Here is a 26,512-nt window from a genome sequence, read left to right on the forward strand (position 1 = left end):
GGATTTCAGCGATCGGCGAGACGTCCGGCGGCGGCGGGTGCAGGGCGGGGTCCTCTCATGTTGAAAGAGGATCCCATGTTGTCTGTCCCACTCTGTTGCGTTGCACTTGCCCTTGCCCCCACCCTGCCCGCCGCGCCGCTCCCGGATCAGCCGGAGGAGGCACCGCGCGCCGAGCCTGCCGCCGATCGGGGCGTCGAGCGCAATCTGAGGGTGCGTGCGCAATATCTGATGCCACAGCGCCACGCGCTGTTCGGGCAAGAGCGGGATATCGATATCGCGACGCTGAACGTCTATCATGACTGGCAGCTGCCGCTTGGCGTCACGCTGGGTGCAACCGGGGGCGTCCTGGTCGCGCAGGGCGAGTTGCGCAGCCCAGGCCAACTGCCCCGATCGAGCAACGCATCGGGCGTCACTGCGGGCGGAGTGCTGCGGATTGCGCCGCTGCGGATCGGGCCGGTCACCCCGTTCGCCGAAGGATCGATCGAGTTTCTCTACGCGTTCGGCAAGGCATTCCCTGCCGGTGGCACCAGCGTGAACGGGTTCCTGCGCTGGGGCGCGGGCGCCAGCATCGCGGTGTCGCGCCACGTGGCGGTCGAAGCCGGCTGGCAGGGCGCGCACATCTCCAACGGTGGCAAGGAGGGCAGCTACAATCCCGGCTGGGACGGACGCGGACCGTTTCTTGGCGTCAGCTTCCGCCGTTAGTGGCGCGGTAGACGGTCGGCGTCACGCCGAACCGTTCCCGGAATGCGCGATTGAAGGGGCCGATCGATCCGAAGCCATGGTCCAGCGCCAAGGTCAGGATCGGCGTGCGCGCGCATTCCGGGTTCGCCAGCTGGAGGGCGATGGCGTCGAGCCGCGCGGCATTGACGAAAGCCGGGAAGTTGCGATGGCCCAGCCCATCGCTGATCGCGCGGCGCAGGCGATAGACCGGGATTCCGGCGAGCGCAGCGAAGCGTTCGAGCGTCAACGCACAGTCGCGCCAAGGCTCTTCCGCCATTGCCCGATCGATCCGCGCCAGATCGTCGGGGCTGGACGGATCCGTCTCCGGTTGTGCCGCGCCCCGGTCCGGCGCGAGCGCCGCCTCCACCCGCAGCACGAGCATCGCCACCGCGAGCGCGAAAGCCAGCAGCAGCCCCGATTCGACGCGCAGCAGCAGTGGTGGCCGCGCCGTCACGGGCAGCATCGGGGGGAGCAGCAGCATCGCGATGGCCAGCGGACCGGCCAGGATCAGCGCGATGCGCAGGCGGCGGCGCGCTTCGATCAGGTCGTCGCGATAGCCCCGCCAGACCGATTGCAGCGCATCGACGACGAGCACCAGCGCGACCCCGCGCAGGACCAGCCCCGCCAGCGCGGCAAGCGTCGTCCCGCGATCGATCAGTCCCAGCGCCAGCACCAGGCCGATCCCCTCGAGCGGGAGCAAAGCGGCCCAATGCCAGTGCCGCACCTGCCACCCGTCGACAAAAATCAACCGCGCCAGCATCCAATAAAGCAAGGGTGCGGCGAGCGTCGGGACGATGAGCAGGACGATCAGATCCGGCCAGAGTTGACGCGCGACCGGCAGCATCGCGTGCGCCGCGAACGCCAGGCACGCTGCCACGCCGATCTGCCTGGTGACCACCGACAGGGCGACCGTGCGCGCCAGTGCAGCTGCCTTGGCCAGCGCCATGCCAGCGGCCATGCTCCGCACGACGAGATCGAACACCACCCCGGATTCCATCCCGCCACACTGTCCGCAAAGCCCGGTTCGACGCCAGCCCCTTTGCCCGGGCGAATGACAATTTCTCTCCAACCGCCGCGTTGCGCGCGCTGCAAATCGCACATGACGCGGCCCGCGTGCCGCGCTAAACCCCGCGCATGCAACGTCCAAAGCTCTCGGTCGTCGTACCGTGCTACAATGAAGAAGGCTGTCTCGAGCTGCTGCACGCCCGCGTGTCGGCGGCGGCGCGCGCGGCAGTCGGCGACGATTACGAGATCGTCCTGGTCAATGACGGGTCGCGCGATGGCAGCTGGTCGGTCATGCAGCGGCTGTCCGCCAGCGACCCGCATCTGGTCGCGGTCAATCTCTCGCGCAATCACGGGCATCAGCTCGCGCTGACCGCCGGGCTCGACCTGTGCGCGGGCGACGAGATTCTGGTGATCGACGCCGATCTGCAGGACCCGCCCGAGCTGCTGTCCGACATGCGCGCGACGATGCGCGAACAGGGCGCGGACGTCGTCTATGCCGTGCGCCGCAAGCGCGATGGCGAGACGTTTTTCAAGAAGGCGACCGCCGCGCTCTTCTACCGCATGCTCGACCGGATCACCGACACGCCGATCCCGCTCGACACCGGCGATTTCCGGTTGATGAGCCGCCGCGCGCTCGACGCCTTTCTGTCGCTGCCCGAACAGGCGCGCTTCATCCGCGGCATGGTCGCCTGGGTCGGTTTCCGGCAGGTGCCGTTCGTCTATGACCGGCATGAGCGGCACGCGGGCGAGACGAAGTATCCGCTCGCCAAGATGGTCCGCTTCGCGCTCGACGCGGTGACCGGCTTCTCGACCGCGCCGCTGCGCTTCGCCAGCCATGTCGGCCTGGCGCTCACCGGCCTCTCGGTGCTGCTGTTCCTCTATATCGTCGTCGGCTGGCTGTTCGGCAATGCCGTGCAGGGCTGGACTTCGACGATGCTGGTCGTCGTGTTTCTCGGTGCGGTGCAGATGTTCGTGCTCGGCATGATCGGCGAGTATCTCGGTCGCCTCTATGTCGAATCGAAGCGGCGGCCGCTCTATCTCGTCGCCGATGTCGCCGGGCCGGTGAAGGGCCATGCCTCGCTCGGCTATCGCTTCCGCGATTCGGGCGAGGTGACCGTCTCCCCCTTCGCGCCGCCGCGCGCGGATGCGGACGAGCCTGCCCCGACCCCGGCCAAGCCATCCCGACGCAAGTCCGAGCCGCCTACGCTACTGTGAGGGCAGCGCTCGTCCTCGTCGCGCTAGCACTCGCCGCGCCGGCTCTGGCGCAGGATGCGCCGCCGCTGCGCGACCGGGTCGCGGCGGAGTTCGCCAAGGCGCCCTTCGGCGCGCGGTTCGGACTCGTGGTCAGCGACGGCACCGGGCGTGAGATCGTCGCGATCCGCCCTGACGAACGCTTCATCCCGGCATCCAACACCAAGATCGTGACCACCGCCGCCGCATGGTGGGCGATGCCCGACGCGATGGTTGCGCCCGATTCGACCGGCGGCGCGGCGGTGCGGATCGAGGGCAAGGACGTCATCCTGACCGGGCGCGGCGATGCGCGCCTGTCCAGCGCCGCGGATTGCGTCACCAATTGCCTGAGCCAGCTCGCCAATGCGATCGCCGCGGGCATCCGGCGGGTGCGCAACATCACCGGCGACGCCACCGCCTTCCCCGACGAGCGCTGGAGTTCGGGGATGAGCTGGAACAACATCCCGACGCGCTCAGGGACCGCCAATTCTGCGCTGACGCTGGACGATAACGAGCTGGTCGCGACCGTCGCCCCCGGCACGCCAGGCGACGCACCCAGGATCGAGCATCTTGGCTATGTGACGATCGACAATCGCGTGGCCACGGTCGCGGCGGGCGGCAAGACCGACATCAATTTCGACCGGCTGCCCTTCGACCGCACTGTCCGCCTCACCGGCACCATCGCCGCCGACGCGAAGCCGCAGACGCTGCGCTTTGGCATCGACGATCCGGCGCATTATGCGGCGTGGCGGCTGGCCGCATTGTTGCGCGAGCGCGGGGTTAAGGTCAGCGGCACGGTCACGTCACGCTACCGGGCGCTCGACGCCGCGACCGATGACCCGGCCCGGCGCACTGCCCCGCCGCCGCGTCCGCCGGAACCGGTGTGGCTCGCCGCGCTGACCCCGCCCCCGCTGGCGGAGGATGTCCGCACGATCAACAAGGTCAGCCAGAATCTCCACGCCGAACTGCTGCTGCGCCGCACCGGCCTGATCGACGGCACCGGGTCGGTCACCGACGGGCAACAGCGCGTCGCCGCGATGTTCGCGGCCGCCGGAGTGCCGCGCACCGCGTTCGACTTTTCCGACGGGTCGGGCATGTCGACCTATAACCGCATCGCCCCGCGCGGCATGGTGACCCTGCTCGACTGGATCACGCGCCAGCCTTGGGGAGCGGCATGGCGCGAGACGCTGCCGGTCGGTGGAGTCGACGGGACGCTTGCCCGGCGGTTCAGGGGGACGGCGCTGGAAGGGCGCATCTTCGCCAAGACCGGGTCGATCAACGCGACCAACGCGCTCGCCGGATATATGCTCGCCAAGAGCGGAAAATTGCTCAGCTTCGCCGCCTATGCCAATGATGTGCCGGGGGATGCATCGGGAACGCCGATGATCGATGCGGCGCTGGTCGTGGTCGCCGAGGCGAACTGAAGCAGGCCCCCGCCGGGGGAAGATCCATGCTGCTGGCCACAATGACGCTGGTTCAGGATGCCGCCGCGCTGGAGGCGGCAGGCCGCTACGCCGATGCCGAGCGCGCGCGCCGCACGCGGTATGAACAGGCGCAGCGGCGGGGCGCCGACAGCATCGCCGCGGCGGATGCTGCGGAGAAGCTGGCCGACAATCTTTCGATGCAGCTCCGGCTCGCCGATGCCGAGCCGCTTTACCGCCGCGCGTTCGAGATCCGCCTCGCGAAGCATGGCGAGAAGCATGGCGACACAGCCCGCAGCCTGCGCCAACTCGCCGCGCTGGCGATGGCGCGTAGCGCCTTCACCGAAGCCGAGGCACTGGCGCGGCGCTCGCTCGACATTCAGCGCACCGTATCGCCGGCGCAAATGGAGCTGGCTTGGGCGCTCAACGCTCTGGCCGAGGTGCTCGCCGCCCAGGGCAAGGCGTTCGAGGCCGATCCCCTATTCGCCGAGGCGGTGACCATTGCCCGCCAGACCCGCGACACCGACCTGGCCATCCTGCTCAACAATCACGGCAATAATTTCTACCGGATGGCGACCGCGACCGTGATCCCGCCAATGTTCCGGCGCCGTGCGGGGGCGACGCGTTCGGTGGTCGCGCCGACGGACACGGTGGAGGGCGGCGGACTCGATCCGCTGCGCAAACGCACCTTCCTGGCGCAGGGGCGAACGCTGCTGGACGAGGCGATGCGACTGTTCACCGCCGCCTCGGGCGCGGACCATCCGGATGTCGCCAATTTGCTCAACGGCCTTGCCGCCAATTACCGCGCCGATGGCATGATCGCGGAGGCCGAGGACCGCTATCGCCGCGCCCTCGCGATCAAGGCGCGCTTCCTGCCCCCCGACAATCGCGACCGCATCGTCGGTGAGTGGAGCCTGGGCGATCTGCTCGCCACCCGCCCGGGACGCGAGCCGGAAGCGCGGACGCGGCTGCGCGCGGCGATGGCGGGGGCGATGGCATCGCAGGCGCGCTTCCGCACCTTCGACGCTGCGGCCAGCCGCGAGCTGCGCAGTTACGCGCCGGTGTTCGCGACGAGCATCCGCGTCGCGTGGCGGTTGTCGGTTACTTCGGCTCCGCCAGCACGATGATCGACAGGCCCGGCGGCAGCGGCACGCGGCCGAGCAGATGGCGCTCCAGCCCGAAAATCTTCTCGAACGCCCAGTTGAGCGGCTTCGGCGGCGGCGAATCGTCGCTGTCGTCCTTGCCGGTCAGCTTGCCCGCGACCCGCGCCGCGACGGCGGCCGGGAACAGCAGCGAGTTGAACCAGCGCAGCTTGCGCCATTTGAGGCCGGCCTTGTCCAGCGCGGCAGTGAGCGTCGCCTTCGAATAGCGGCGCTTGTGGTGGTTCACCACGTCGTGCGCGCTCCACATCCACTGATGCGCGGGGACGGTGATCAGGATCTTGCCGCCGGGCTTGAGGCGTTTGGCCATGCCGGCGAGCGCGGCGACATCGTCCTCGACATGCTCGACCACGTCGAGCACGGCGATCAGGTCATATTGCCCCTCGCCCACCCCGGTCAGCTCAGGCAAGGGCGCGCTGCCGACCTCCTTGCCCAGCCGCGCGCTGGCGACGGTACGGGCGGCCTCGTCGATCTCGATCGCGTCGACCGTACCGAACGCGCCGAGCATCGGCAAATTGTGCCCGGTGCCGCAGCCGATTTCGAGGATCCGCGCGTCCTTTGGCGGCTGAACATAGCGCGCGATATAGTCGGCGAGGATGTCGCGGCGCGCCACATACCACCAATGGGTGGAATCATGCTCGGCCATGCGGTCGTAAACGATGCGGTCCATATCAGCGGAATACCAGCCAGCGGTTGAGGATGAAGGTAAAAATCGTGGCGAGGCCGACTGCGGGGAGCAGCGGCACCCAGCCGGGATAGCCGAGCACTGCCGTGCCGAGCCAGGTTATGATCGCGTTCAGCGCGACGCCCGAGCCCTGGACCGCGACGAACTGCACCTTCTGCCGCGGGCCGGGATCGCGGCTGCCATGCCCCTTGAAGCTCCAGCGGCTGTGCAGAAAATAGCCCGCCGTTACCGCGACGGCGAAGGCGAACGGCACGGCGAACACCGCGTCCTTCCGCGCGAATACCCAGAAGGTCAGCGGCAGATAGACGGCCGAGTAGATCACGGTGGAAATGCCCCCCGCGATCCCGAAGCGGATCAGCTGGCCCAGCACGCCACTTCGCCGCAAATCGTCCAGTCGATGAATGAGTGAAGCCACGCCTGCCTTGCCCTGAAGTCGCGCGCCGCCCTAATGCTCGCGCTGCAGAAGGGGAAGCGGTTTTGAGTTCGATGCGATTCGCGGGGTTCGACCTCGAACGGGAACTGCGGACGCGCTGGGTGCGCTGGACGCTGCTCGCCTGGGCGGCGATCGCCATCTGGTATCTCTGGTACCGCTGGGCTCCGATCAACGGCCTCGCGCTCAGCGACACCGACGACAATATGCGGATGATGCAGGTGCGGGGCCTGCTCGCCGGACAGGACTGGTATGACCTGCGCCAGCATCGGCTGAGCCCGCCGGGCGGCCTCGACATCCATTGGTCGCGGCTGGTTGACCTGCCGATCGCGGGGCTGATCCTGATCTTCCAGCCCTTTGTCGGCACCGCGATGGCGGAACGACTGGCGGCGGGGATTGCGCCGCTGTTTCCGCTCGCCGTGACGATGCTGGCGATGGGCGCGGCGGTGCGCCGCCTGATCGCGCCCGTGGCCTGGCCGTTGGCGGTCCTGATCCTGCTCGGCTGCACGGCAACGATGGCGCAGTTCGTACCGCTGCGCATCGACCATCATGGTTGGCAGCTCGCCTTTCTTGCCCTCGCCGTCATGGGCATCGCCGACCCGCAGCGCACGCGCGGCGGCCTGACCGTCGGCTTGGCCAGCGCCGGGTCGCTGACCATCGGCCTCGAACTGCTGCCCTTCTGCGCGATGGCCGGGGCGATCGTCGCGCTACGCTGGGTGTGGGACCGCGACGAGATGCCGCGGATGCGCGCCTATGGCCTCAGCCTTGCGGGCGGGAGCAGCGCGGGCTTCGTGCTGTTCGCGTCCAACGCCAATTACGCGATGCGCTGCGATGCGCTGACGCCGGTGTGGCTGTCGGTGATGGTTGCGGCTGGTGCGCTGGTGGTGGTGCTGAGCCTGCTCAACCCTGCCAGCCGTCTGGTCCGTCTGGGCGTGGCGGCAGCGGCGGGCGGGATCGTCGTCGGCGGCTTTGCCGGGCTGTTCCCGCAATGCCTGCAGCGCCCGGAAGGCGTGTCGGATGAGCTTGCCAATACCTGGCTCAACAATGTCCGCGAAGCGCGGCCGATCTACCGGCACAGCTTCGGCATGGCCTTCCCGATGGCCGTACTGCCGGTGATCGGGATCATCGGTGCCGGGTTCGCCGCATGGCGCGCAAAGACCGCCGACCAACTGGTTGCCTGGGTCGCGATCGGCCTGTTCACCGCCTTTGCCGGAGCGATGCTGCTGTGGCAGGTCCGCGTCGGACCAGCGGCACAGCTGCTGGCAGTGCCCGGCGCGGCGTGGCTGGCCTGGACGATCGTGCCCTGGTTCCTGGGCCAGCGCTGGATGCTGGTGCGGGTGTTCGGATCGGTGGCGGCGTTCTTGCTGGTGTCGGGTCTGTTCGCCGGGTTCGTGGTCAAATATCTGCCCGTCAACGATCCGCCGTCAAAATATCGCAGCACGGTGAGCCGGGCCAATAGCCGGTGCATGAGCGGGGCCGGCATGCGGATGCTCGACCGCGTGCTGCCCCCCTCGACGCTGTTCACCCATGTCGACCTTGGCCCGCGCCTGATCGTGATGACGCGGCACAAGGGCATTGCCGGGCCGTACCACCGCAACGAGCGCGCGATCCTCGACGTGCATCATGCCTTCACCGGCAAGCCCGAGGCGTTCCGCGGCATCGCGCAACGCTACGGAGCGCAGTATCTGCTGGTGTGCCCGAACATGGCGGAGACGACCGTCTATCGCGCGCGGGAGAAGAACGGATTCTACGGGCAACTCGCCAAGGGCAAGGTCCCCGACTGGCTCGAGCCGGTCCCGCTGCCCAAGGGCGCACCCTATCGACTGTGGCGGATCCGGTACGCGCAGCGCTAGATCGCGAAGCTCTGCTTCACCCCGTCGATCACGAACTGGATCGCCAGCGCCGCGAGCAGCACACCGAGCAACCGGGTGATCACCGATTCGATCTTCGCCCCCAGCACGCGCATCAGCGGCCCGGCGGCGAGCAAGGCGGCGAGCGTCAGCACAAGCACCAGCGCCAGCGCGCCGAACACCGCTGCGGTCTCGCCCGGCCCTTCGGCGCGCGACACCAGCAGCATGATCGTCGCGATCGACCCCGGCCCGGCGATCATCGGCATCGCCATCGGGAAGACCGAAACATCCTCGACCTCGGGCGTCTGCATCACCTTTTCGGCGCGATCCTCTCGGCGTTCCTGACGCTTCTCGAACACCATTTCGAGGGCTATGATGAACAACATGATCCCGCCCGCGATGCGGAACGCGCTGAGGCTGATGCCGAGCGTGCGCAGCAGCGCTTCGCCGACCAGCGCGAACACTAGCAGGATCGCCGTCGCGATCATCACCGCGCGCACCGCCATCGCACGCTGTTGCGTCGGGCGCGCGCCCTTGGTCAGCCCGGCATAGATCGGCGCGCAACCCGGCGGGTCGATCACGACGAAGAGCAAGGCAAAGGCGGACAGGAAGAGTTCGATCATCGGTTCAGCTACCCCGCCGCGGTGGTGGAAGTCCAGCATCCTGCGGCGTCCGCGCAGCCGCTGCCAACGCCCAGTTGGCGCGGACCAGACCGCGGAACACCGGGCGGCGCGTCCGGATGTCGCGCTCCGCCGCGCTGTCGAACCGCTCGAACGCCGCCACCGCCCGCCGTGCCGATGCCGTGCCGATGCGATAATAGGTGCGCGCCTCCGCCCATTTTCGCTGGCCGGCCAGCGCGTCCGCGAGATCGGCATAGGTGCTGTACCATGTGTAGGAATCGGGCACATAGCGGCCGACCCGCAATTGCATCAGTTCGCGTTGCACGCGCTCCATGTCCGCGAACTTGCCCTGACGCCGCAGATTATAGACCAGCCTGCTGCGCTGCCATTCGCGATCCGAAGCAGGAAACCTGCCGAATCCGCTGTCGGCGAGCTGGACGAGCCGGCGGCGATAACGCTCGGCAAGGTCGTAGAGCCGGTATTTCTCGAGATGGCCGGCAAGTGCGCTCAGGTTGAAAATCAAAGAATTGCTCTGATCAAGCTCGGGGCAACGTTCGATTAGCCCGATAGCGCGGCGCAACAATCTGGTGCCGCGCGTGGCCTCCTCGGGATAGCGATAGACGAGATGGCGACCCAGATTGCCATAGGCCACCCCGGCCGCGACGCTTTCCGGCCCATGTTCGGACACCGCCTGCAGCATTGCCAGCTGGTACATCTCCTTTGCCCGCTGATCATCCTCGGCGGCGCTATAGGACACCGCGCGATCGGCGAAGCGGCGCCAGCGAGCATTGGCGAGCGCTAGACTGTCCCGCTTATAGTCGATTCCGAAACTGTCATAGACCTTGCCGGCATAGGCCCCCAGCACCTGATCGCCGACGCCATAGGCTTGCCCGCTCACACCCAGCCACAGCCGCGCACAGGGGCGCTCGTCCGCCGGATTGGCCGCACGACACCGGTCCAATGCGGCCTGTGCCAGGCGGAGCGCCTTGCGATAATCCCCGGACGTCGCGGCGTCATACACTTCCTGGGGCACATCCCAATCTTGCACCTGCTGCGCGGCGGCAGTTCCCGCGTCGACCAGGATCAGTGCCGCCAGCCACCAAAGTGCCGCGGCCCGCACGCTTACCCCCGCTCCGCCAGTTTGCGCTCCCAGGCGAGGGCATCGCGGACAATGCGCTCGAGATCGTCAAATTGCGGCCGCCACGGCAGCGCCGCGAGGATCGCACGATTGTCCGACACCAGTTCATCGGGATCGCCCGCGCGGCGGCCCTCCAGCCGGCGCTCGATCGTGACATTGGTCACCCGATCGACCGCGTCGAGCACTTCGAGCACCGAATAGCCGCGGCCATAGCCGGCGTTGAGCGTGTGGCTCGCCGTCGGATCGGCGATCAGCAGGTCGAGCGCATGGACATGCGCGGCGGCGAGATCGCTGACATGGATATAGTCGCGCACCCCGGTGCCGTCGGGCGTGGCAAAGTCGGTGCCGAACACCGAAACGCCGTCGCGCTTGCCCGTCGCCGCCTCGACCGCGACCTTGATCAGGTGCGTGGCCCCCGCCGTGCTCTGGCCGCTGCGGCCTTGGGGATCGGCGCCGGCGACGTTGAAATAGCGCAGTGCACAATAGTTGATCGGGTGGGCGGCGGCGACGTCCTTCAGCATGATCTCGGTCATCAGCTTGGACATGCCATAGGGGTTGATCGGCTGCTTCGGTGCATCCTCGCGTACCGGAACAACCTCAGGAATTCCGTAGGTTGCGGCGGTGGAGGAGAAGATGAAATGCTTCACGCCCTCCGCCACCGCGCTCTCGATCAGGCTGCGGCTGGCGGCGGTGTTGTTGCGGTAATATTTGAGCGGGTCGCTGACCGATTCCGGCACCACCACCGACCCGGCGAAATGCATGATCGCGGTGACCCCGTGGTCACGGATCGCGGCGCGGACCTTGTCCTCATCGGCGATATTGGCGACGATTAGCGCTGCACGCGGGTCGACCGCCCAGTCGAAACCCGTGACCAGATTGTCCAGAACGACGACGCGCCAGCCCGCGTCGAGCAGCGCGAGCACCGCATGGCTGCCGATATAGCCCGCCCCGCCCGTCACCATCACCGTGCCGTCGCGCATTCCCGTCGATCCCCTGATTGGCCCCTAGTTAGCCGTGCCGCTCAACCCTATCTTGCCGTCCGTAGCAAGGAGTTGAAGCGCATGACTACCGAAACCGCAATTCTCGCGGGTGGTTGCTTCTGGTGTGTGGAAGCGGTGTTCAAGGACCTGATCGGCGTCGAGACGGTCGAAAGCGGCTATATCGGCGGGCATGTCGACAATCCCACCTACAAGGCGGTGTGCGGCGGCGATACCGGCCATGCCGAGGCGCTGAAGGTGACGTTCGATCCGACGCAGATCCGCTATGACGACCTGCTCGACATCTTCTTCGCGACGCATGATCCGACGACGCTGAACCGTCAGGGCGGCGATGTCGGCACGCAATATCGCTCGGCGATCTTCCCGCAGTCGCCCGAGCAGGAAGCGGCGGCGCGCGCGGGGATCGAACGCAACGCCAGCGAATGGCCCGCGCCGATCGTCACCACCATCGAACATGCCGACACCTGGTGGCCGGCCGAGGATTATCACCAGAATTACTGGGAAGGCGAAGGCCAGCGGAACCCGTACTGCCTCGGCGTCATCCCGCCCAAGCTGAACAAGCTGCGCAAGAGCTTTGCCGAGCGGCTGAAGGCCAAGGCGGGGGCGTAACCCCATCGTCGCCCCGGGCTTGACCCGGGGCGACGAACGTTTAGCGGGTGGCTGCCCGCTTCAGCCGGTCGTTGATGGCGAGGCCGATGCCGTCCTCCGGCACCGCTGCGACCGCGATGGCCGTCCGGTCGCTGGCATCCGCGCGGTGGAGTGCGTCGAACAGGCGGGCGGCGGCCTCGGTCAGATCGCCCGTCGCGGATAGCGAGTCATCGCCCGCGACCGCACCAAAGCCGATCAGCCATTCGCCCTCGCGCGCCTGCGTCGCGTTGAGCCGCAGCGGCTTGTGCGGGGCATAGTGGCTGGCAAGCTGGCCCGGCGCTTCGATCGCCTCCCCTGCCCCCGCCAGCCAGCGCCCGATCTCGCGCTCGATTTCAGCCGCCGACACCGGACCGGGGCGCAGCAGGCGCGGTTGCGGGCCGACCGCGACGATGGTCGATTCGATCCCGCCGCTGGTCGCACCATCGTCGATGATCAGCGGGATGCGGCCTGCAAGCGATGCGGCGACATGGGCGGCGCGGGTCGGGCTGATGCTTCCGCTGGCATTGGCCGAGGGCGCGGCGAGCGGCTTTCCGGTGGCCGTCAGCAATGCCTGCATCGCGCGATGCTGCGGCACCCGGATCGCGACGGTGGACAGCCCGGCGGTGACCAGCCCGGCAATCGGCGCATCCGGGCGCAGCGGCAGCACCAGGGTCAGCGGGCCGGGCCAGAAGGCATCGGCGAGCGCGCGCGCATCGCGGTCGAACATCGCGATCGCCTCAGCCGCGCGACGGTCGGCGACATGGACGATCAGCGGGTTGAAACTCGGCCGCCCCTTGGCCGCATAGATGCCCGCCACCGCCTCCGCATCGGTTGCGTCGGCGGCGAGGCCATAGACCGTCTCGGTCGGAGTCGCGACGCATCCGCCCGCTGCAATGATCGCGGCAGCCTCGGCAATGGCAGCCTCGCCGTAGGGTAAGATGCGGGGATTTGGCGCGGTCATTTGCCATCGCTATAGCGCAGGGAAAAGCGCCGCAAGAGAGAGGACGAAATGAGCTTCACCCCCGCCATCGCCGAACAGCGTTTCGTGCTGGAGCATGTCGCGCAAATCGCGGACCTGGGCGTCGAGTCCGACATCCTCGACGCGGTGCTGGAAGGGGCAGGTGCGTTCGCCGCGGGCGAATGGGCGCCGCTCGACCGCGCGGGCGACACCGTCGGCGCGAAATGGTCGCCTGAGGGCGTGACCATGCCGGACGGCTATCGCGCGGCGTATCAAGCCTATGTCGAGGGCGGCTGGGGCACGATCGGATCGCCCGAAGCCTATGGCGGCCAGGGCCTGCCCTTTGCGCTGTCGACCGCAGTGCTGGAGACGCTGGGCAGCGCGAATATGGGCTTTGCGCTGTGCCCGACGCTGACCGTCGGCGCGATCGAGTCGCTGATGCACCATGGCACGCCCGAGCAGCAGGCAGCGTATCTCCCCAAGCTGGCGACCGGCGAATGGACCGGTACGATGAACCTGACCGAACCCCAGGCGGGATCGGATGTCGGCGCGCTCAAGACCAAGGCCGAGCCGCGCGCCGACGGCAAGTGGAGCATCAGCGGGACCAAGATTTATATCAGCTTTGGCGACCATGATCTGGCCGACAATATCGTCCATCTGGTGCTGGCGCGCACGCCGGGGGCACCGGCGGGGACCAAGGGCATTTCGCTGTTCCTGGTGCCGAAATACCGGCTGAACGCCGATGGCACGCCGGGCGAGTTCAACGATGTCCGGGTGGTGTCGATCGAGCACAAGATGGGCCTCCATGCTTCCCCCACCTGTGTCCTCAGCTTCGGCGATAATGGCGATTGCATCGGCGAGCTGATCGGCCCGGAAATGGGTGGCATGCGCGCCATGTTCACGATGATGAACAATGCGCGGCTCAATGTCGGGCTGCAGGGCGTGCAGGTCGCCGAGCGCGCAACCCAGCGTGCCGTCGCCTATGCCCGCGAGCGGGTGCAGGGCGTGCGCGAGGGCAAGCCCGCGACGATCGTCGAATTCCCCGATGTCCGCCGCATGCTGATGCGGATGAAGGCGCAGACGATGGCGGCGCGCGCGCTCGTCTATCTGGCGGCGGCGCAGGTCGACCGCGCCAATGGCGGCGACGCAACGGCGCGCGCGCTGCTCGAGCTGCTCACCCCGCTCGCCAAGGCGCACGGCACCGATATCGGGTGCGAAGTGACCAGCATCGGCATCCAGGTCCATGGCGGCATGGGCTATATCGAGGAGACCGGCGCCGCCCAGCATTTCCGCGACGCGCGCATCACCCCGATCTATGAGGGCACCAACGGCATCCAGGCCGCCGATCTGGTCGGGCGCAAGCTCAACATGGATGGCGGCGCCACGCTGACGACGCTGCTCGCTCGGATGAAGGCCGACGCGCAGGATGCCGGGCTGATCGCGCTGATCGACGCGTGCGCGGAGGTGACGCAGCATATGCTGGCGAGCGCGATGGATGACCGGCTGGCGGGCAGCTACCCGTTTTTGACCATGCTCTCCACCGCCGTGTGCGGATGGCTGATGGAAGCGCAGGGGCGGATCGCGGCGGGGGCGCAAGGCGACCCGGCATTTCTGGCGATGAAGGCTGCGGCGGCGCGCTTCTATGTCGCGCAGATCGTGCCGGAGGCGATGGGGCTGAAGGCTGCGGCGATGGCGAGCGCGGAAGCGCTTTACGCCGTCGATGCGGAGACGTTTGCGGCCTGACCGCGCAGATGCGTGATCGTCTGCGCTTCGAATGCGGCGGGGTCGTTGCGCGCGCTTGCGAGCGCAGCGGCATCGAGTTCGAGCGCGATGCGACCTTCGGCCAATAGCGCGCCGACCTGACACGCGCTGCTGAGCGTCGCGAGATCGTGGAGCGCGGTGACCAGGGTCAACCCGGCGGCAACCCGCGCGGCGAGCGCGTGGCGCAGGTCATAGGCCGCGACCGGATCGAGCCAGTTGAAGGGTTCGTCGAGGATCACGATGTCCTGCCCCGCGGCGAAGGCACAGGCGATGGCGATACGCTGGCGCTGTCCCGCCGAACAGGCACCGATGCGGCGGTCGAGCAATGGGGCGAGCACCAGCGCGTCGGCGATGCTCCCAATTGCCGCCAGTGCGCGGTCGGAGTCGCCCGCGACGATCCCCAGCACCGCGCGACCCGTCACCGCGGCAGGCAGCATCACGGCATCGGGGGCATAGCCGATCGCAGCTGCCCGGAACGCACGGTCGGCGCTATGGTCCGCGCCGTCGATCCGCACGACGCCGCCCTGCACTTCCAAACGTCCCGCTACCGCGCGCAGATAACTGGTCTTGCCCGATCCGTTGGCGCCGATCAGTCCGAACCAGTTGCCGCGTTCGATCGAGAGCGAAATGTCGCGCACGGCAACCACCCCGTCGCGCAGGACCGACAGGTTCGTGGTGCCGACCGCCTCGGTCATGCCATGCTCCAGGTTGCGCGGGCGGCGCGACGGAGCAGGGCGAAGCCGACCATTGCGAGATACGGCACCAGCAGCGGCGGGAAGCCGGCGCCGAGCACCGCGCCACCAGCCGCGCCGAACAGCAGGATCATGTCGGCGTAGCGCTTCGAATAGGCGCGCAGGCTCCATATGCGGAGCAGCGTGAACAGGGCGACCGCGATGATCGCCAGCACGCACGGCCAAAAGGCGGACGGCGCGATCAGCAGCAGGAGCGGCAACAGGATCACGGCATAGCGTGCCGCCAGGCGGAGGTGCAGCGCGGCGCTGCGCCACGGGCCGTGCCCCGTGCGGGCCAGAAAGACGATGATGTCGGCATCGACGCGGGTGAATGCGAGCATCGCCAGCGCCACCGATCCCGCCGGAGTGGCCAAGCGCAGAACGGGGTTCCAATGCGTCGGCAGCAGCAGGGCGAGCGCAAGACTCGCCAGCGCGGCGATCAGCGGGGCGAGAGTGCGCCAGCGCGGGTCACCGGCGAACAGCTGATACCCGCTGACCGCGTCTGCGGGCGAGAGCGACCGGGTCGCGCGACGCAGCGGCTGCGCGCGGGGGTTGAGCCCGAGGAGGCGCAGGGGAAGCGATGCTGCGGCAATCGCGCCTGCCACCTGCCCAGCGAGCAGTGCGAGAATGGCGGACGAACCGGCGAGCGCGCCGAGTGCCACCAGCGCCAGCGCCACAAGTGCCAGGGCTGCCGCGAACAACTGCCGCTGCCCCACCGGATCGAGCGCCGCTACGGCGACTACCGATTCGCGCACCAGATGGTCGAGCCGCCGCCCTGTCGCGCGGATGCCGGCCCATCCGGCAAGCGCGCCGACAGCCGCTGCCACGCGGCTGTCGCGCAGCGCGGCGGCAACATCCGATCCGATGAAAAGTGCAAGCCCGAGCGCGACCATGACGGCCAGCATCAGCCAGTCGCGCCAACCCGGCAGCGCCAGGCTGGCCTCGCCCCGCACCACTGCCCACTCATGGCGCAGCAACGGGTGCATCACGCTGCGTCCGCCAGAATCAGGCGATCTCGCGGTCCAGCAGTTCGTGGGCGCTGAGGCCGAGCAGGGCGATATGGTCGCGCACCTTGGGCCAGTATCCGGTGAGGAAGCGTTCGCGTTCGGCCAGTTTCAGCCGTTCGACCGCGCCGGGCAGGACGAACATGCCGACGCCGCGCCGCACCTCGACATAGCCGTCGTCCTGGAAGCTCTGATACGCCTTGGCCACGGTCAGGGGGTTGGCGCCATGTTCGGCGGCGAGCGCGCGCACCGATGGAAGCTGGTCCCCCGCCCGGTACTCGCCACGCAGGATCGCGGTCGCGATGCTGGCGCGCAGCTTCAGATACACCGGGCTGTCGTCATGTTCGAGCGCTGTCATGCTGACTTAATACAGCACGGGGGATTAAAGTTCCACCCCCCATCGGGTTTCTACGGTAACTACCTGCCGCTCAACCAGCCCAGTTCGACACGATCGCGTCGAGGTCCGGGCGGGGTCGTTCTTCCAGCGGCTTGGCCGGGGTTCCGATAAAGACGAAACCCGCGATCCGCTCCGGCGCGGCACCGAACAGGTCGCGCACCGCGTCGCTGAACGCGGGCCAGCCGGTCAGCCAGTTGGCGGCGAAGCCATGCGCGTGCGCGGCGTGGAGCAGGTTCATCGTCGCCGCGCCGACCGACAATTCCTGTTCCCATAGCGGGATGTGGCTGCCGACCTTTGGCGAAAACAGGACGACGACCAACGTCGGCGATTGCCGGGCGAACTGCTCCATCGCTTCGATTTCGAGCCGCGCGGCGGTAGGGCGCTCGGCGCGATAGGCGTCGACCAGCCGCGCGGCAAAGGCGTCGCGCGCCTCCTGCGGCACCACCACGAAGCGCCACGGGGCGAGCTTGCCATGATCGGGCGTGCGCGCGGCGATGACGAGGATATCGCGCAGCTGCGCCGCATCCGGGCCGGGGGCGATCAGGTCGCGCGCCTTGCCCGAGCGGCGGGTGCGCAGCAGCGACAGCGGGGTGCTGGTGTCGTTGAAGTCCATGTCCGCCCGTTAGCCGCTCCGCCCGGTCGCGCCAAGCGTTTTTGCGAACGGTTCGCAAGTCTTGCAGCGACCCCTGTGGTTACCAGTGTGACAATCAGGCTTCACATGCGGGTGTTTGCCGCTAGTCTCCGCGCCCAGCCACCGGCCCGCATCGAACGGGCCGGATCAGAGATCGACATAAGGGGTTCGACCTTGCCGCACTTCAAACCAATTGCCCTTTGGGCCGAGGCAGAGTGGATTGCCGTCATCGCGACGGTGCTGCTTTTCGCCTTCCTCGCCGGGGGCGCACTGATCGCCGCCAGCAAAAAGCCGGAATTCGCAGGCCATCCCAAGGGCCTGTACATGCTGTTCTTTGCCGAAATGTGGGAGCGCTTCTCCTATTACGGCATGCGCGCGATCCTGATTTTCTACCTGACCCAGCACTGGCTGTTCAGCGACGGCAAGTCGAACCTGATCTATGGCGCCTATACCAGCCTCGTGTACATCACGCCGGTGCTCGGCGGCTATCTGGCCGACCGCTATCTCGGTCAGCGCAAGGCGGTGGTGTTCGGCGGCCTGTTGCTCGCCGCCGGTCATACGCTGATGGCGGTGGAAGGCACCGGGGGCCAGAGCGATCCGACGATCAACGTGTTCTGGGCGGCGCTCGCCTTCATCATCGTCGGATCGGGCTTCCTCAAGGCGAACATCTCGGTGATGGTCGGACAGCTTTACAGCCTGACCGACACGCGCCGCGATGCTGCCTACACCATCTTCTACATGGGCATTAACGTCGGCGCCGCGCTCGGCACGATCCTGGTCGCGTATCTCGGCCAGACGATCGGCTGGGGCTATGGCTTCGGCCTTGCCGGCATCGGCATGCTCGCCGGTCTGGTCGTGTTCGTGCTCGGCAAGGCGTCGCTGAACGGTGCGGGCGAGGCTCCGGCTCCGCTCGCCCGGTCGAAGGAACTGCTGCTCTATGGCGTCGGCCTGGCGTCAGTCGCGGTCATCTGGGCGCTGGTCCAGTATCAGGACGTGATCCAGACGCTGCTCGCCATCTCGGGCGTTGCGCTGCTCGGCTATGTCCTATTCGAGAGCTTCAAGCTCGAGAAGGAACCGCGCGAGCGCATGTTCGCGATCCTGTTCCTGATCTCCTTGAACCCGCTGTTCTGGGGCCTGTTCGAACAGGCGGGCGGGTCGATGAACCTGTTTACCAACGCCTATGTCGATCGCGGCGGGGTTCCGGCCGGCATCTTCCAGTCGATCAATCCGATCTACATCATCCTGCTCGCACCACTGTTCGCGGGGCTGTGGCAGTGGCTTGGCAAACGCAACATGGAGCCGTCGGCTCCGGCCAAGTTCGGCCTTGCACTCGCGCAGATGGGCTTTGCCAACCTCGTCCTCGTCTGGGGCGCGCGGATGTGGGGGATCGAGGCGATGACCCCGGTCTTCCTGGTCTTCGCCTATTATTTCTTCGCCACCACCGCCGAGCTGTGCCTGTCGCCGGTCGGGCTGTCGGCCATGAACCGGCTTGCGCCCAAGTTCCTCGCATCGCTGATCATGGGTGCGTGGTTCTACATGACCGCCGTCGGCAACTTCGTCGCGGGCAAGATCGGCGAAGCCACCGGTGGGCATGACGGCCAGATGACCAAGGACGGGCTGCTCGACATCTATGGCCTGTTCGGCTGGATTTCGATCGGCGCTGCGGTGCTCGTGCTGGTGGTTGCGCCGCTGGTGAAGAAGTGGATGCATCTCGACACGCTCAAGGACGACACGCTCGCAGGCCAGGCGGAACTCGCCGAGCCGCAGGCACCGGGCATTCACTTGAAGGACGAGACGCGCTGATCGTCTGACACTCGGGAGGGGGAAATGGAGTTACTGATCGCGGCCTGTGCGGCGTTTCTTGGGACCCATTTCCTCCTGTCCCACCCCCTGCGAAAGCCGCTGGTCGACGCTGTCGGCGAGCGGCTTTTTCTTGGGATCTACTCGCTGGTCGCTTTCGCCACGCTGGGGTGGATGGCGCATGTCTATGGGCGGATGCCCGATGCAGCGCCGCTCTGGACCGTCGGCGACGGGCTGTGGGCGGTGGCGAGCGCGATCATGTTCCTCGCCTCGGTGCTTTTCGTGGGCTCGCTGATCGGCAACCCGGCCCTGCCCGACCCGACCGACAAGCCCAAGCCCGTACCGCGCCCGCGCGGGGTGTTCGCGATCACCCGCCATCCGATGATGTGGAGCTTTGGCCTGTGGGCGCTCGCGCATATCCTGGTCTTCCCGCAACCGGCGCAGATCGTGCTGGCGGGCAGCATCGGCCTGCTCGCGCTGGGTGGCGCGGCGTTGCAGGACGGCAAGAAGCGGCGGCTCCAGCCCGATTTCTGGCCGCGCTGGCAGGATGTGACCAGCTATTGGCCCTTCGTCGCGATCGCCCGTGGGCGGGCGCAGGGGGCAGCGGCATGGCCCGGTACCATCGCCGTCGTCGGGGGCACGATCCTGTGGCTCGGCGCGACCTGGGCGCATCTGCCGCTGGCGGATATGCCGGCGGGCATCTGGCGCTGGGTCGGCGGATAAGCGCGATGCATGTCGATCCGACCCGCGAGCAGTTCGACGCGTTCAAGGCGCTCCCGCGCGACACGCCGATCATGATGATCAACCTGGTCCGCTATCGCGACCATGCGGCCTATCCCGATGACCATCCCTATGCGGCGGAGGGGCTGACCGGTGCCGAAGCCTATCGCCGCTATTCGAAGGAAAGCGGACCGATCTTCGCGCGCGTTGGCGGCACGATCCTGTGGACGGGCAAGCCCGAGGCCGTGCTTACCGGCCCGTCGGACGAACACTGGGATGCAGCCTTTATCGCGCGCTACCCGAACGCCGGAGCGTTCCTCGAGATGGTGACCGATCCCGATTATCGCGCGGCGGTGATCAACCGGCAGGCCGCCGTGATGGATTCGCGGCTGATCCGCTGCGGCGAGCGCGGCGGGACCGGCCAGGGTTTCGGTTGAAGCGGTCCGCTAGGAGCGCGCGCAACCAATTCGTTTCGCGCGTGTTCCAACGCGGATGCTTACAATTTGCGACACTCTTTTGGTGGACGTGCCGAGGGGCGCTGGTCATTTTCGGGACATGATGGTCCGACCCTTCCTTCTTCTGGGCATCGCTGCGCTGCCGCTCGCAGGCTGTGCCGCCGGTCCCGATTACCGGCCGAGCACCGCCGCCCAGCTCGGCGTCCCCCCCGCCTTTTCGGTCGCGGCGGATCAGCAGGCGCAGGCCGATCTCAAACGTTGGTGGACCGCGTTCAACGATCCGATGCTGACCGGGCTGGTCGAGCAAGCGGCGGGCCAGAATCTCGACGTCGCGCAGGCGGTGACGCGGCTGCGTCAGGCACGCGAGGCTTTGGTCCAGTCGCGCGCATCGCTCGTCCCCTCGGTCAGCGCGGGGGGCAGCGCGTCGCGCAGCGAGCCGATCCGCGGCACGAGCACTCAAGTCACGTTGCCAGATGGCACGGTCACGACGGTGTCGCAGGGCGGCAGCACCAGCTTCTCGCTCGGCGGCGACGTCAATTATCAGGTCGACCTGTTCGGCGGCGTGCGGCGCGGGGTCGAGGCGAGCCGCGCGCAGCTCGAGGCATCGGGTTACAGCTATGCCGCGACATTGGTGTCGATCCAGGGAGAGATCGCGCGCAACTATATCCTCGCCCGCGCGGCGCAGGCGCAGCTGGCCAATGCGCGCGAGAGCCTGACCATTCAGGACGACAATCTGGAGATTGCGGGCTTCCGCGTGCAGGCGGGCCTCGTCTCCTCGCTCGATCAGGAACAGGCGCGCGCCAATCGTGCGCAGACCGCCGCGTCGATCCCGTCGATCGAGGCGAGCTATAACAGCGCCGTATCGCGTCTCGGCGTGCTGACTGGACAGGCACCCGGCGCGCTCAAGGCACAGATGGAGGCGGTGCGCCCGATACCGCAGGGGCCGGAGCGGATCGCGGTCGGCATCCCCGCCGATACGCTGCGCCAGCGGCCCGATGTGCGGCTGGCCGAACGCAATCTTGCCGCCGCCGTCGCGCAGATCGGCGTGTCGGAGGCGCAGCTTTACCCGCAGCTCTCGCTCGGCGGCAGCATCGATGCCGGGGCGGGCAGCATCACCAGCCTGTTCGACGTCATCACTGGCCGCGTCTTCGCCAGTATCGCGCAGACGATCTTCGATGCGGGCCGTACCCGCGCGCAGGTACGATCGGCCCAGGCGGCAGCGGATGGCGCCTTCTACGCCTATAAGCAGACCGTGCTGGTCGGGATCGAAGAGGTCGAGAATGCGGTCGTCGCGCTGCAGACCGCACAGGCGCGCGAACGCGAATTCGCCATTGCGCTCGACGCCGCGAACAACAGCGCGATCCTGTCACGCAGCTCGTACCGCGCCGGCCTTGCCGACTTCCTGACGCTGAGCCAGGCGGAGGCGTCACTCGTCTCCGCGCGCAATGGGCTCAATCAGGCGCGGTCGGACAAGGCAAATGCGCTGATCCAGCTGTATCTTGCGCTCGGCGGCGGCTGGGACGCCGCGACCGCGCCGACGCCCGACACCGTCACCGCCCCTCCCCCCGTTTCTGGAACCGGAACCAATTGATGGCCGACGCTGCAACTCCGAAGCTCGACGAATTTCTGGGCGCGAAGACCGTGCCCGCGTGGCGGCGGCATCTGAAGTGGATCGTGATCGCGGTCGTTGCGCTGGTCGCGGTCTATGGGCTGTTCCGCATGTTCGGCGCAGAGGAGGAAGCCGGTTACGCGACCCGCGCGGTGGAGCGCGGCGCGCTGACCGTTACCGTGTCGGCAACGGGCAAGCTGACCCCGACCAACCAGGTGCAGGTCGGTTCCGAACTGTCGGGCCTGATCACGCGCGTGCTGGTCGACGTCAACGACCGGGTCACGGCGGGCCAGCCGCTCGCGCTGATCGATCCCGAGCGGCTTGACGATGCGATCACCCAGGCGCGCGCGTCGGTCGCGGCGGCACAGGCGACGGTCGCACAGAATCAGGCGACCCTGGTCGAGGCGCAGAGCCAGCTCGCCCGGTTCGAGGAAGTCAGCCGCCTGTCGGGCGGGCGCGTTCCGGCCAAGGCCGAACTCGACAATGCCCGCGCGGCGGTAGCGCGCGCGGTGGCGACGGTGCGCGCCAGCCAGGCGCAGGTCACCTCGCAACAGGCCGCCCTGCGATCGGCAGTGACGCAGCGGAACAAGGCGATCGTCCGCTCGCCCGTCAATGGCGTGGTGCTCGCGCGCCAGGTCGAGCCGGGCCAGACGGTCGCGGCATCCTTCAACACCCCGACCCTGTTCGTGATCGCCGAAGACCTGAGCGCGATGGAGCTGGAAGTGGCGATCGACGAAGCCGATGTCGGCCAGGTCAAGCAGGGCCAGCGCGCCAGCTTCACCGTCGATGCCTTCCCCGGCGAAACCTTCCCCGCCACGATCCAGCGCGTCGATGTCGGATCGAACCTGTCGGCACAGACGAGCACGACCACGACCACCAGCACCACGGCGCAGGTCGTATCCTATGGCGCGACCCTGTCGGTTGCCAATCCGGAGCAGAAATTGCGGCCCGGCATGACCGCAACGGCCGAGATCATCACGCTGCAGAAGAACAACGTCCTGCTCGTCCCCAATGCGGCGCTGCGCTTTACCCCCAGCACGGGCGGTGAGGAAGCCGCGAAAGGCGGCATCTCCGGCGCACTCGTGCCCAGCCGGCGGCGTCGGGGCGGCGACAATGAGAAGGCCGCGACGATCCAGCGCGGCGCCAAGCAAACCGTCTATGTGAAGGGCGAGGACGGCCAGCCGCGCGCGATCGAGGTCACCACCGGCGACACCAATGGCCAGGTCACCGAAGTCCTGTCGGGCGATCTGAAGCCCGGGATGGTGGTCATCACCGGCCAGTTCGCGGGCGGGAGCTCCGGCAGCAGCAAGCGCTCGGGTGGCGGCTCAGGCGGCGGGCAGCGCAAGGCAGGAGCATCGGGTGGCTGATCCGATCATCCGCCTGCGCGGCGTCACCAAGACCTACGGCGAGGGGCCGACCGCATTTCAGGCGCTGAAGGGCGTCGACCTCGACATCGCGCAAGGCGATTTCGTCGCGGTGATGGGTCCGTCGGGATCGGGCAAGTCGACGACGATGAACATCCTGGGCTGTCTCGACGTCCCGACGCGCGGGGAATTCCTGTTCAAGAATGTCCATGTCGAGGCGCTCGACCGCGATCAGCGCGCGCTGCTGCGCCGCCGCTATCTCGGCTTTGTGTTTCAGGGGTTCAACCTGCTCAGCCGCACCAGCGCGCTGGAGAATGTCGAACTGCCTTTGCTCTATCGCGGTGAGGACAAGAAGACCCGGCGTGAGCTGGGGATGGCGGCGCTGGAAAAGGTCGGGCTCGACCGCTGGTGGGACCATACTCCCGCCGAACTCTCGGGCGGTCAGCAGCAGCGCGTTGCCATCGCCCGCGCGATCGTCACCAGCCCCGATGTCCTGCTCGCCGACGAACCGACCGGCAACCTCGATTCCGAACGGTCGGTGGAGATCATGGAATTGCTCACCAGCCTCAACCAGGACAGCGGCATCACCGTGCTGATGGTGACGCATGAGCCCGACATGGCCGCGTTCGCCCGCACCATCGTCCATTTCAAGGACGGGCTGGTCGAACGGATCGATACCGGCATGCGCGCGGGGGTGACCGCCTGATGCTCGGCACGATCTTCACCCTCGCGATCCGATCGATCCTGCGGCACAAGCTGCGCTCGTTCCTGACGACGCTCGGCATCATCATCGGCGTGGCGGCGGTGGTCGCGATGGTCACGCTCGGCAATGCGACGACCGCAGCGGTGCAGCAACAGATCGCCAGCCTGGGCACCAACATCCTGCAGGTGCGTCCCGGCCAGGGCTTTGGTCGCGGCGGCGGCGGCCCGCGCCCGCCCGATTTCGAGGAGCAGGATGTCGAGGCGATCCGCGAGCAGATCGCAGGGGTCACGGCGGTCGCGCCACAGGCGCAGGCGAGCGGGACTGCCATCTATAACGGCGCCAACTGGTCGACGACGATCAACGGCACCGGCAATGCCTATTTTCAGGTCCAGCCCTGGCCGCTCACCGGCGGGCGCACCTTCTCTCCGGCGGAAGAGGCGGCGGGCAAGGCGGTGTGCATCATTGGCAATACCGTGCGGCAAAACCTGTTTCGCGGCGGGGAAGCGATCGGGCGGCGGATCCGCGTCAACGACGTGTCGTGCGATGTGATCGGCACGCTGTCGACGCGGGGGCAGGCGGGGTTCGGCGGCGATCAGGACGATGTCATCCTCATGCCGATCAAGACGGTGCAGCGCCGCTTTTCGGGCAATCGCGACATCCGCCTGATGCTGGTCGGCGTCGATTCCGCCTATGACACCGCCGCCGTGCAGTCATCGCTGAGCGACCTGCTCCGCGAACGGCGCGGGATCGAGCCGGGCGAGCAGGACAATTTCAACATCTTCGACACCGCGCAGATCAGCGCGACGCTGACCGGGACAACGCAGCTGCTGACGAGCATCGTCGCGACGGTCGCGGCGATCAGCCTGATCGTCGGCGGCATCGGCATCATGAACATCATGCTGGTCAGCGTGACCGAACGCACGCGCGAGATCGGCATCCGCCTGGCCATCGGTGCGGTCGCGCGCGAGGTGCTGATGCAGTTTCTGGTCGAAGCGATCGTGCTGTCGATGCTGGGCGGCGTGATCGGCCTGTTGGTGGCGCAGGTCGTCATCGCGATCCTGACACCGGTGATGCAGGTGCCATGGACGTTCGACCTTCAGATCAACATCATCGCCTTTGCGATCGCGGCGGGGATTGGGGTGGTGTTCGGCTTCTTCCCGGCCCGGCGCGCGGCGAGCCTCAACCCGATCGACGCGCTGCGGCATGAATAGGGTCGCGGCACTGGCCCGCTGCCCCACCCGGCCACCCAACGCCAGTATCCTATGGGTGGCCGGGTGGGGCAGCGGGCCGGTGCCGGTTCAGCGGAGCTGAAAAGACTCTAGCTGAACTGGAGCAGGATCAGCCCACCGGCCAGCACCACCGCCGCAGCGATGCGGCGGCCGCCAAAGCCTTCGCCGAGCATCCAGGCACCCATCAGCGCTGCCCATACCACGGCGGTTTCGCGCAGCGCCGATACCTTCGCCACTTCCATCAGCGAGAAGGCGTAGAGCGCGGAGCCGAACGAGATGCTCGACAGCGCCCCCGCCGCGACGCCGTGCTTCCAGGTTGCCTTGACTGCGCGGCCAAGCTCGCGGCGGCGGAGCAGCAGCGCGGTGGTGGTGATGCACACGCAATCGAGCATGAACAACCACACGATATAGGTGAACGGACTCGGCGCGACGCGCACCCCGCGCGCATCTGCCATGTTGTACAGCGCGACCCCGATTGCCGTGGCGAAGGCCCAGCTTAGCGCCACCTTGTCCGGATGCGCCGCGAGCGTCACGCCGCGCGCGGGCAGCGCGAAGACGATCACCGCGCCGGTCGCCAGCATCAGCCCGACCCAGCCGATCAGCGGCAATTGCTCATGCAGCACCAGCACCGCGAACCCGGCGGTCAGCAGCGGCGCCGCGCCGCGCATGATCGGAAAGACGAGGCTCAGATCGCCGCGCTGCATCGCGCGCACCAGGCAGATCTGATAGGCGAAATGCGCCGGGACCGCCCAGGCGAGCGCGGCCCAGGTCGCGGCATCGGGCAGCGGCACGATCAGCGCGAACGGTGCGATCACGACCGCCGCGCTGGAAGAAAGCAGCGCCCGTGCAACGAGAATATCGTCGCCGCGCTTCACCACCAGATTGGTGAGCGCGAGGCTGAAGGCCGAGATCAGGCCGAGCGCGATGGCGAGTGCCTGATCACCCATGGATCAGCCGGTCCAGATCCTCCGGCGTATCGACATCGACCAGCTCTGCGGGCGGGACGACGATATGGTGCCCGCGCCGCACCAGATCGCGCGCGCCCATATCACCCTGCGCGGCGAGCAGATCGGGCAGGTGTGCGCGGCCGAACAGCGCCGGCGGGCGCGGGACCACCCCGTCGCTGGACGCCATGATCGCCTCGTCGCCGTCGGCGCCGTCGAGCAGCCGGTAGATCTGTGTCGCGGTGACGCGCGGCATGTCGGCAAGCGCGATGACCACCGCATCGGGGTCGCTGCGCATCGCCGCCTCCACCCCCAGCCGCAG

27 protein-coding genes are annotated in these 26,512 nt (G+C 67.8%); 14 read left to right on the top strand and 13 right to left on the bottom strand.

Annotated features, from left to right (window positions below):
• The first annotated feature begins 75 nt into the window (after window positions 1–75).
• A complete protein-coding gene (locus AX681_RS11925) occupies window positions 76–702 on the top strand; it encodes a hypothetical protein (protein WP_066664970.1) in 627 nt (208 codons plus the stop codon).
• On the opposite strand, the gene AX681_RS11930 is transcribed toward AX681_RS11925, so the two are convergent.
• Window positions 686–1,702 carry a helix-turn-helix transcriptional regulator gene (locus AX681_RS11930; protein ID WP_197424286.1) on the bottom strand — a complete coding sequence of 339 codons (1,017 nt, stop codon included), beginning with the start codon at window positions 1,700–1,702 and terminating at the stop codon, window positions 686–688. The genes AX681_RS11925 and AX681_RS11930 overlap by 17 nt on opposite strands.
• Window positions 1,703–1,854: 152 nt before the next feature.
• On the opposite strand from AX681_RS11930, the gene AX681_RS11935 reads away from it, so the two are divergent.
• From AX681_RS11935 to AX681_RS11945, 3 genes are read left to right on the top strand one after another with little or no spacing between them, the layout of a single operon-like run.
• A complete protein-coding gene (locus AX681_RS11935; protein ID WP_082738161.1) occupies window positions 1,855–2,940 on the top strand; it encodes a glycosyltransferase family 2 protein in 1,086 nt (361 codons plus the stop codon).
• A complete protein-coding gene (gene dacB, locus AX681_RS11940; RefSeq protein WP_066664981.1) occupies window positions 2,937–4,379 on the top strand; it encodes a D-alanyl-D-alanine carboxypeptidase/D-alanyl-D-alanine endopeptidase in 1,443 nt (480 codons plus the stop codon). The genes AX681_RS11935 and dacB overlap by 4 nt, the downstream gene beginning before the upstream one ends.
• A 26-nt stretch (window positions 4,380–4,405) precedes the next feature.
• The gene (locus tag AX681_RS11945) at window positions 4,406–5,503 is read left to right on the top strand and encodes a tetratricopeptide repeat protein (RefSeq protein ID WP_082738163.1); all 1,098 of its coding nucleotides are present in this window, start codon (window positions 4,406–4,408) and stop codon (window positions 5,501–5,503) included.
• Here the strand turns inward: AX681_RS11945 and AX681_RS11950 are convergent.
• Window positions 5,478–6,206 (bottom strand): class I SAM-dependent methyltransferase, encoded by a 729-nt coding sequence (locus tag AX681_RS11950; RefSeq protein ID WP_066664985.1) that lies wholly within the window; start codon window positions 6,204–6,206, stop codon window positions 5,478–5,480. The two genes, AX681_RS11945 and AX681_RS11950, sit on opposite strands and share 26 nt — an antisense overlap.
• Window position 6,207: 1 nt before the next feature.
• Window positions 6,208–6,636, bottom strand: a complete 429-nt coding sequence (locus AX681_RS11955; protein ID WP_197422074.1) for a GtrA family protein — start codon at window positions 6,634–6,636, stop codon at window positions 6,208–6,210.
• A gap of 71 nt (window positions 6,637–6,707) precedes the next feature.
• Here AX681_RS11955 and AX681_RS11960 point away from each other — a divergent pair, with 71 nt between their 5' ends.
• On the top strand, window positions 6,708–8,504 hold the full coding sequence (locus AX681_RS11960) for a hypothetical protein (protein ID WP_066664991.1): 1,797 nt from the start codon (window positions 6,708–6,710) through the stop codon (window positions 8,502–8,504).
• On the opposite strand, the gene AX681_RS11965 is transcribed toward AX681_RS11960, so the two are convergent.
• From AX681_RS11965 to galE, 3 genes are read right to left on the bottom strand one after another with little or no spacing between them, the layout of a single operon-like run.
• Window positions 8,501–9,124 (bottom strand): MarC family protein, encoded by a 624-nt coding sequence (locus tag AX681_RS11965; protein WP_066664994.1) that lies wholly within the window; start codon window positions 9,122–9,124, stop codon window positions 8,501–8,503. The two genes, AX681_RS11960 and AX681_RS11965, sit on opposite strands and share 4 nt — an antisense overlap.
• 4 nt (window positions 9,125–9,128) lie before the next feature.
• A complete protein-coding gene (locus AX681_RS11970) occupies window positions 9,129–10,241 on the bottom strand; it encodes a hypothetical protein (protein WP_066682305.1) in 1,113 nt (370 codons plus the stop codon).
• A 2-nt stretch (window positions 10,242–10,243) separates the two neighbouring features.
• Window positions 10,244–11,239, bottom strand: coding sequence for a UDP-glucose 4-epimerase GalE (gene galE, locus AX681_RS11975; protein WP_066660896.1), 996 nt, complete (start codon window positions 11,237–11,239; stop codon window positions 10,244–10,246).
• A gap of 81 nt (window positions 11,240–11,320) precedes the next feature.
• Between galE and msrA the strand changes: the two genes are divergently transcribed.
• The gene (gene msrA, locus AX681_RS11980) at window positions 11,321–11,866 is read left to right on the top strand and encodes a peptide-methionine (S)-S-oxide reductase MsrA (RefSeq protein ID WP_066660897.1); all 546 of its coding nucleotides are present in this window, start codon (window positions 11,321–11,323) and stop codon (window positions 11,864–11,866) included.
• A gap of 40 nt (window positions 11,867–11,906) precedes the next feature.
• Here the strand turns inward: msrA and AX681_RS11985 are convergent, their stop codons facing one another.
• Entirely contained in the window at window positions 11,907–12,845 is a 939-nt protein-coding gene (locus AX681_RS11985) for an L-threonylcarbamoyladenylate synthase (RefSeq protein WP_066660899.1), read from the bottom strand.
• A 48-nt stretch (window positions 12,846–12,893) separates the two neighbouring features.
• Here AX681_RS11985 and AX681_RS11990 point away from each other — a divergent pair, with 48 nt between their 5' ends.
• Complete coding sequence (locus AX681_RS11990; RefSeq protein WP_066660901.1) at window positions 12,894–14,585, top strand: acyl-CoA dehydrogenase; 1,692 nt, start codon at window positions 12,894–12,896, stop codon at window positions 14,583–14,585.
• Here AX681_RS11990 and AX681_RS11995 read toward each other — a convergent pair.
• The 4 genes from AX681_RS11995 to AX681_RS12010 form a co-directional block, all read right to left on the bottom strand.
• Complete coding sequence (locus tag AX681_RS11995; RefSeq protein ID WP_066660907.1) at window positions 14,552–15,298, bottom strand: ATP-binding cassette domain-containing protein; 747 nt, start codon at window positions 15,296–15,298, stop codon at window positions 14,552–14,554. The two genes, AX681_RS11990 and AX681_RS11995, sit on opposite strands and share 34 nt — an antisense overlap.
• Entirely contained in the window at window positions 15,295–16,323 is a 1,029-nt protein-coding gene (locus tag AX681_RS12000; RefSeq protein ID WP_156442778.1) for a hypothetical protein, read from the bottom strand. The genes AX681_RS11995 and AX681_RS12000 overlap by 4 nt, the downstream gene beginning before the upstream one ends.
• A gap of 16 nt (window positions 16,324–16,339) precedes the next feature.
• The gene (locus AX681_RS12005) at window positions 16,340–16,696 is read right to left on the bottom strand and encodes a GntR family transcriptional regulator (RefSeq protein ID WP_066660911.1); all 357 of its coding nucleotides are present in this window, start codon (window positions 16,694–16,696) and stop codon (window positions 16,340–16,342) included.
• 70 nt (window positions 16,697–16,766) lie between these two features.
• Window positions 16,767–17,348 carry a nitroreductase family protein gene (locus tag AX681_RS12010; protein ID WP_066660913.1) on the bottom strand — a complete coding sequence of 194 codons (582 nt, stop codon included), beginning with the start codon at window positions 17,346–17,348 and terminating at the stop codon, window positions 16,767–16,769.
• Window positions 17,349–17,540: 192 nt separating this feature from the next.
• Between AX681_RS12010 and AX681_RS12015 the strand changes: the two genes are divergently transcribed.
• The 7 genes from AX681_RS12015 to AX681_RS12045 all read left to right on the top strand — a co-directional run bounded on the left by AX681_RS12015 (window position 17,541) and on the right by AX681_RS12045 (window position 25,228).
• On the top strand, window positions 17,541–19,169 hold the full coding sequence (locus AX681_RS12015) for a peptide MFS transporter (RefSeq protein ID WP_066660915.1): 1,629 nt from the start codon (window positions 17,541–17,543) through the stop codon (window positions 19,167–19,169).
• A gap of 24 nt (window positions 19,170–19,193) precedes the next feature.
• Window positions 19,194–19,889 (top strand): NnrU family protein, encoded by a 696-nt coding sequence (locus AX681_RS12020; RefSeq protein WP_066660917.1) that lies wholly within the window; start codon window positions 19,194–19,196, stop codon window positions 19,887–19,889.
• A 5-nt stretch (window positions 19,890–19,894) separates the two neighbouring features.
• Entirely contained in the window at window positions 19,895–20,323 is a 429-nt protein-coding gene (locus AX681_RS12025) for a DUF1330 domain-containing protein (RefSeq protein ID WP_066660919.1), read from the top strand.
• A 118-nt stretch (window positions 20,324–20,441) separates the two neighbouring features.
• Window positions 20,442–21,932 carry an efflux transporter outer membrane subunit gene (locus tag AX681_RS12030; RefSeq protein ID WP_066660921.1) on the top strand — a complete coding sequence of 497 codons (1,491 nt, stop codon included), beginning with the start codon at window positions 20,442–20,444 and terminating at the stop codon, window positions 21,930–21,932.
• Window positions 21,932–23,317 carry an efflux RND transporter periplasmic adaptor subunit gene (locus AX681_RS12035; protein ID WP_066660923.1) on the top strand — a complete coding sequence of 462 codons (1,386 nt, stop codon included), beginning with the start codon at window positions 21,932–21,934 and terminating at the stop codon, window positions 23,315–23,317. Before AX681_RS12030 ends, AX681_RS12035 begins: the two co-directional genes overlap by 1 nt.
• Window positions 23,310–24,020 carry an ABC transporter ATP-binding protein gene (locus AX681_RS12040; RefSeq protein ID WP_066660926.1) on the top strand — a complete coding sequence of 237 codons (711 nt, stop codon included), beginning with the start codon at window positions 23,310–23,312 and terminating at the stop codon, window positions 24,018–24,020. The genes AX681_RS12035 and AX681_RS12040 overlap by 8 nt, the downstream gene beginning before the upstream one ends.
• Entirely contained in the window at window positions 24,020–25,228 is a 1,209-nt protein-coding gene (locus AX681_RS12045) for an ABC transporter permease (protein WP_066660928.1), read from the top strand. Before AX681_RS12040 ends, AX681_RS12045 begins: the two co-directional genes overlap by 1 nt.
• A 107-nt stretch (window positions 25,229–25,335) precedes the next feature.
• On the opposite strand, the gene AX681_RS12050 is transcribed toward AX681_RS12045, so the two are convergent.
• Window positions 25,336–26,193: a DMT family transporter gene (locus tag AX681_RS12050; RefSeq protein ID WP_066659706.1), complete on the bottom strand. Its 858-nt coding sequence runs from the start codon at window positions 26,191–26,193 to the stop codon at window positions 25,336–25,338.
• On the bottom strand, window positions 26,186–26,512 hold a 327-nt coding region (locus AX681_RS12055; protein WP_156456087.1), incomplete at its 5' end, for a nucleotidyltransferase family protein. The genes AX681_RS12055 and AX681_RS12050, both read right to left, overlap by 8 nt.

The sequence above is a fragment of the Sphingomonas sp. CCH9-E2 genome (genome assembly GCF_001557215.1).
Classification (GTDB): domain Bacteria; phylum Pseudomonadota; class Alphaproteobacteria; order Sphingomonadales; family Sphingomonadaceae; genus Sphingomonas.

Bases quoted from the DNA above. Each gene is read 5' to 3' on its own strand.
- AX681_RS12050 (WP_066659706.1), bottom strand. From the start codon at position 26,193: ATGGGTGATCAGGCACTCGCCATCGCGCTCGGCCTGATCTCGGCCTTC.
- AX681_RS11990 (WP_066660901.1), top strand. From the start codon at position 12,894: ATGAGCTTCACCCCCGCCATCGCCGAACAGCGTTTCGTGCTGGAGCAT.
- AX681_RS11925 (WP_066664970.1), top strand. From the start codon at position 76: ATGTTGTCTGTCCCACTCTGTTGCGTTGCACTTGCCCTTGCCCCCACC.
- AX681_RS12010 (WP_066660913.1), bottom strand. From the start codon at position 17,348: ATGGACTTCAACGACACCAGCACCCCGCTGTCGCTGCTGCGCACCCGC.
- AX681_RS12025 (WP_066660919.1), top strand. From the start codon at position 19,895: ATGCATGTCGATCCGACCCGCGAGCAGTTCGACGCGTTCAAGGCGCTC.
- AX681_RS12020 (WP_066660917.1), top strand. From the start codon at position 19,194: ATGGAGTTACTGATCGCGGCCTGTGCGGCGTTTCTTGGGACCCATTTC.
- AX681_RS12030 (WP_066660921.1), top strand. From the start codon at position 20,442: ATGATGGTCCGACCCTTCCTTCTTCTGGGCATCGCTGCGCTGCCGCTC.
- AX681_RS12005 (WP_066660911.1), bottom strand. From the start codon at position 16,696: ATGACAGCGCTCGAACATGACGACAGCCCGGTGTATCTGAAGCTGCGC.
- AX681_RS11935 (WP_082738161.1), top strand. From the start codon at position 1,855: ATGCAACGTCCAAAGCTCTCGGTCGTCGTACCGTGCTACAATGAAGAA.
- AX681_RS11960 (WP_066664991.1), top strand. From the start codon at position 6,708: ATGCGATTCGCGGGGTTCGACCTCGAACGGGAACTGCGGACGCGCTGG.
- AX681_RS11965 (WP_066664994.1), bottom strand. From the start codon at position 9,124: ATGATCGAACTCTTCCTGTCCGCCTTTGCCTTGCTCTTCGTCGTGATC.
- msrA (WP_066660897.1), top strand. From the start codon at position 11,321: ATGACTACCGAAACCGCAATTCTCGCGGGTGGTTGCTTCTGGTGTGTG.
- AX681_RS12045 (WP_066660928.1), top strand. From the start codon at position 24,020: ATGCTCGGCACGATCTTCACCCTCGCGATCCGATCGATCCTGCGGCAC.
- galE (WP_066660896.1), bottom strand. From the start codon at position 11,239: ATGCGCGACGGCACGGTGATGGTGACGGGCGGGGCGGGCTATATCGGC.
- AX681_RS11995 (WP_066660907.1), bottom strand. From the start codon at position 15,298: ATGACCGAGGCGGTCGGCACCACGAACCTGTCGGTCCTGCGCGACGGG.
- AX681_RS12035 (WP_066660923.1), top strand. From the start codon at position 21,932: ATGGCCGACGCTGCAACTCCGAAGCTCGACGAATTTCTGGGCGCGAAG.
- AX681_RS11985 (WP_066660899.1), bottom strand. From the start codon at position 12,845: ATGACCGCGCCAAATCCCCGCATCTTACCCTACGGCGAGGCTGCCATT.
- AX681_RS11950 (WP_066664985.1), bottom strand. From the start codon at position 6,206: ATGGACCGCATCGTTTACGACCGCATGGCCGAGCATGATTCCACCCAT.
- AX681_RS11945 (WP_082738163.1), top strand. From the start codon at position 4,406: ATGCTGCTGGCCACAATGACGCTGGTTCAGGATGCCGCCGCGCTGGAG.